The following is a 5,315-nucleotide window of genomic DNA, read 5'->3' as shown; positions in this document are numbered from 1 at the left end:
TGAAGCCTTGCCTTCTTACCTGTCCGATGACGGACATGATTGAGCCCAAAGAACTCTTTTAGATATGCGTTGACCCTTTCGACAGCGGTTCGCTCTTTATACAGTTTGCCCCACTTCTTTGATCCTCTTGCCGGAGAAGTATACTTTCGGATTTTGGGCAAGAGCCTATAAAATTTGAAAACATAGTTTTTCAATGATACCCAAGACGGTTGTAACAGGGTCGTTCCCTCACCTTTGTAAAATGATAGAGAAGTGGGGGAACGACCCTGCTTTTAAGTCTTTCATTAATCTTGTTTTCTATTGTGTAGGTCGACTAAAATTTGTGGGTATATTTTATCTAGCTTATAGAAGGCTAAAATTACCATTGAATAACAGCAATGATTGCTGGTGCCCAAATAAATAAAAATATAATCATGGAAATGGCTGATTCAGATTGTTCAGCAACTCCTCCAACATAACCCCCAAGTCCAAGTAACCAACCCATTGCAGCAGCCCCAAGCCCCGAACCAACTTTTGTACCAAAGCTTCCTGCACTGTAAACTAAGCCTTCTGTTCTAACTCCCGATTTCCACTCTCCGTACTCAATTGTATCCGCTAACATTGCGAAGAACGAAGCTACTACAGGCATTCCCCCAATACCACGGACGACAGATCCAGCTAATACTAAAGTAATATTTGCAGGATCAACAAGAATAATTAGGGTTCCAACTAAACTAATAAATAATCCGATAATCATGGAATTACGTTTCCCAAACTTCTTGATAATAGGTGCCACGAATAGTAACCCTATCATAACAGGAAATAATCCTGCAAAGCCTAGCGGACCAACTAATGCTGGATTTCCCAAAATATACTGTGCATAGTACACACCAAGCCCACCATTAAGTCCATTGGCTGTGTAAGTGACTAATGAAAATAATACCATAAGTGCCCAGTACTTATTTTGGGATAACGCTTTTATACCTTTCTTTAATGGTACCTTTGATTGATCAACATTAACTGCTGAAACACGTTCCTTTGTTGTAAGGAATGTAACAACGAACAAGACACCTGCAATTACTCCGAAAATAGTAAAGGTTACTATCCAACCAGTTTTACCTCCCCCAAAGAATTCCGTAAGAGGAATAGTTAAGAACATAATAATAATTGTCGCAATAATTGCTGAAAACATACGAAAAATATTTAACGTAGCACGCTGATAACTGTCTTGTGTCATTCGTGCATTCAAAACACCATATGGAATATTAATTGCTGTATAGATGATATGAACCACGTTATAGGTAATTGCAATATAAATCAACATGCTCACAGTTCCAAAATCTGGTACCGTAAATAACATAATAGCAGATATGGTAAAAGGGAGGGCCATCCATAACAACCATGGTCGTGCTTTACCATGCTTAGAATTTGTTTTATCAACGATTAACCCCATACCAATGTCCGTAAAACCATCTAAGAGTCTTGACAAAAGGATAATCGTTCCAACCGCAGCAGCAGAAGCCCCGGCAATATCTGTATAATAGAATACAAGGAAAGATGATACTGCAGCAAATATAAGATTACTTGCTAAATCACCTACTCCATATCCTAATTTCTCTGAGAAACTAATTTTCGCTCCCTGTGGTTCCCCACTACTAGAGGCAATTTCTATGTTCTCTTCTGATCTAATTAAACCCATGTTTAACCCTCCTAGCTTTCTCACTATTTTAAAAGAGTTTTGACGAATTGGTCCTCTGTCAATATAATAGACACATAGAATTAGGAGAACACTATAAATCTTTTTTACATAGCTACAGATCCTTTTAAGTCCGCAAAGTATTTCTTCTCATAAGCAATTGGGGACATGTAATTATTATTTGAGTGAATTCTCTTATAGTTATAGAAACTGATCAGGTATTTAAATACATTTCGCTTTGCTTCTTCTCTAGTTTTGAAACGCTCTTGAAAGATAAGCTCTTTCTTAATGATGCTATGAAAGGATTCTATGCAAGCGTTATCATAACAGTTTTCTTTTCGACTCATACTCGTTTTGATTTCATTTTCTCTTAATAATGCTTGATAGTCATTGGAGGCATATTGGCTTCCTTGATCGGAATGAGAATTAAGCCACGCATAGGAGGCTGTGTGATCATAGCCCTTTTCAAAGCTGTGATGACGAGTTCTTTTGTCATACGATCTCTTATGTCCCAACCGATGACACGGCGAGAATAAAGGTCCATCACAGAAGCTAAATAGAGCCACCCTTCACTTGTCCAGATATACGTGATATCAGAAACCCAAACTTTCCCTGGTCGATCCACTTGAAAGACTTGATTCAGTGAGCAGCTTCTGCAATCTTCTTACCATCCTGTTTCACCATTGAACGGCTTGAATTTTAAATTCATGATCATATGATTTTCTCATGGTGGAACTCCCGTTAAATTGTTGGTTCCCATTATACATGCTTTCCTCCCAATTTAACGTGTCCATTTATTAAGGCTATCATCAAATTCATAATTAAATACACCTTAAATTTAGGACTTTTAAATCCTTAAAAAATATCCTAATCACTAATCACTAATCACAAATAATGGACTAGTGATTAGTGATTAGGAGCTATCTGCTGAACTATTTACTTGATATTACTTGTGAAACTGCTTCGTTTAACTTTTCTAGTAAATTTGCTAGTATCTTCTCTGTAAAAGATTCATTGAAAGATACGAGTGCACGAAGAGGCATATAGCGCATCATTGCCATCATTATCTCGGATTGATCTCCCTCTATTGCCTCCATCATTTCACTATTCTTGTTCACCTCTGCAAGTGTTTCTTGTAAAATTGGTCCGGCCGCAGGGTGTTCCATGATATCACCAATTATAGATGTTCTTGAGAAGCTAATTGGAAGAGAAATCGTAGACTCCACCTTTACTGTTTCAGAAAGCAGGATGTCAGCAGAAGATTTTCCTACTAATAACTTAAATTCTCCAGTTTCAACATGCCATTCCTGCAATTGAACATTATAGTAAGCAAAAGATCGCTTATCTAATGTAAAGGTAACTGTCGTTTCTTCACCTGGTTGAAGGGCAACCTTTTCAAAAGCTTTTAATTCCTTCAAAGGACGAGAAACCGTGCTTTCCAGGTCTCTTACATAAAGCTGAATTACTTCCTTACCAAATAAATCTCCAGTATTCTTCACTGTTACATGAACATCCACTGATTCATTATCCATTAATTCCTTTTTATCTACTGTAATACCCGTGTATTCAAAAGTTGTGTAGCTAATCCCGTACCCGAACGGAAATAATGGCTTAACCTCTTTTGTGTCGTAATAACGATAACCCACAAAAATTCCCTCTTTGTATTCAACGGTGTCTCCTTCTCCAGGGAAGTTTAAGTATGAAGGATTATCACTTAACTTTTCTGGGAATGTCTCTGCAAGCTTACCTGATGGATTTACTGCTCCAAATAATACATCTGCAACAGCTCCACCAAATGCTTGTCCTCCGAGATATCCTTCTAGTAGCCCTTTCACCTTTCCAAGCCAAGGCATCTCAACTGGTGCCCCATTACTTAAAACAACAATCACATTTTTCTGTACTGTCGCTACAGCTTCTATAAGACGTTGATGATTAGTAGGAATTCTTAGATGTGTTCGATCATAACCCTCTGATTCATAACGATCTGGAAGGCCAGCGAATATTACAGTTACATCTGATTGGCTTGCCAACTCTTTCGCTTCAAATATGAGTTCCTCGTCTATTTCATCAGAATCAAGTTTATATCCGTCTGCATAATTTACCTCTGCCTCTTCGGCAAGTTTCTTCATTTCATCAAATACACTGTCCAACTTTGTAGGAACTACATGTGAACTTCCTCCACCTTGGTACCTTGAATGTTTTGCAAATGCCCCTACAACCGCAAGTTTTCCATCTTTCTTAAGTGGTAGGATATTATCTTGATTCTTTAGAAGAACCATACACTCGCTAGCTACTTTTCTAGCAAGCTCATGATGTTCCTCCTGATCGTATGTAGCATTTTCCCTTTTCTGGTCCACTGCCATATAAATAACTGTTAGTAATCTTTCAACTGCAGAGTCTAGTACTTCTTCGGAAAGACTACCGTTTGTTATTGCCTCAACGATTTTTTTATCCCCTTCTCCATTACTTGAAGGCATTTCGAGTTCTAAACCAGCTTCTAAGCCCTGCACTCTTTCATTGATTGCTCCCCAATCAGTAACAACAAAACCTTCATGACCCCATTGGTCTTTTAGAATATCCGTTAGTAATGTTTTGTTTTCAGAAGCAAATTCTCCGTTTACTTGATTATAGGAGCACATTACTGTCCATGGTTGTGATTTCTTAACTGCCCCTTCAAAGCTAGCAAGATAAATCTCTCTTAGTGTTCGTTCATCAACTACAGCATTCGTGGACATTCTGCGATGTTCTTGATTATTCGCTGCGAAATGCTTTAAGGATGTACCAACACCCTGACTTTGTACTCCGCTAATATGACTAGCTGCAAGCTCAGAAGATAAAAATGGATCCTCAGAAAAATATTCGAAATTACGTCCACAAAGTGGGGATCTTTTTATGTTTGCGCCTGGTCCAAGAAGTACCGCAACATCCTCTGCTTGACATTCTTTCCCTAAAGCAATACCTACTTTGTTAATTAGTTCTCTGTCCCAAGAGCCAGCTAATCCTGCAGCTGAAGGGAAACACGTTGCTGGAACACTGTCGAATAGCCCAAGGTTATCATTACCTTGCTTTTGTTTTCGTAAACCATGTGGCCCGTCTGTTACCATCACGGATGGAATTCCTAAACGTTCTACGGGCTTTGTATGCCAGAAATCCAATCCAGAGCATAATCCTGCTTTCTCTTCCAATGTCAATTCTTGTATTAATTGTTGAATAATCTCTTTTCGATTCATAATGCTCTCCTAAAAACTATTTGACGTAATTAAATTATAAACATTTTTAATGTATTTTTTTGTATATTTATAATTATTTTTGTACAAATATAGTTTTTATTTAAGCGTTTTCACTTAACTTCAGACAATATTTAATTGAGTTAGTAGGTGAACAAATTTCATAATTCTAAGGTCTTGCCACGCAAGGCTTCCGAGACAAAAAAGGAAGTACCTCCCCCACCATTTTGAAGCTGTTTTTCGGCAATCGACCTGACGCCTTTTTGGAGTCTCTTTGATAAACCTAAAAAAGTAGGTGCCCCGAGAGAGCTGAATTATGGCGCCATGGTCTATTCACTGATCGCTCGTGTGGTGGAGCGTATCGTGACAATGAAAGACCTCGTCAAACGGTTAAAACGTGATCCTATCTTTCG

2 protein-coding genes and 2 pseudogenes are annotated in these 5,315 nt (G+C 38.2%); all 4 read right to left on the bottom strand.

Features of this window, described 5'->3' with window-relative positions:
* A pseudogene (locus tag G4V62_RS18630) lies at positions 1-152 on the bottom strand (IS5/IS1182 family transposase); the annotation flags it as partial.
* A gap of 206 nt (positions 153-358) precedes the next feature.
* Complete coding sequence (locus G4V62_RS18625) at positions 359-1,678, bottom strand: MFS transporter (RefSeq protein ID WP_246218535.1); 1,320 nt, start codon at positions 1,676-1,678, stop codon at positions 359-361.
* Between the two features lie 104 nt (positions 1,679-1,782).
* Positions 1,783-2,318, bottom strand: a pseudogene (locus G4V62_RS21055) (IS3 family transposase); the annotation flags it as partial.
* Positions 2,319-2,607: 289 nt separating this feature from the next.
* Complete coding sequence (locus G4V62_RS18610) at positions 2,608-4,905, bottom strand: beta-glucosidase (RefSeq protein ID WP_165205089.1); 2,298 nt, start codon at positions 4,903-4,905, stop codon at positions 2,608-2,610.
* Positions 4,906-5,315 lie beyond the last annotated feature (410 nt).

Source organism: Litoribacterium kuwaitense (assembly GCF_011058155.1).
Taxonomy (GTDB): Bacteria; Bacillota; Bacilli; order Bacillales; family DSM-28697; genus Litoribacterium; species Litoribacterium kuwaitense.
The sequence above is the reverse complement of the archived record's forward strand: the minus strand, read 5'-3'. Positions and strand labels throughout refer to the sequence as shown.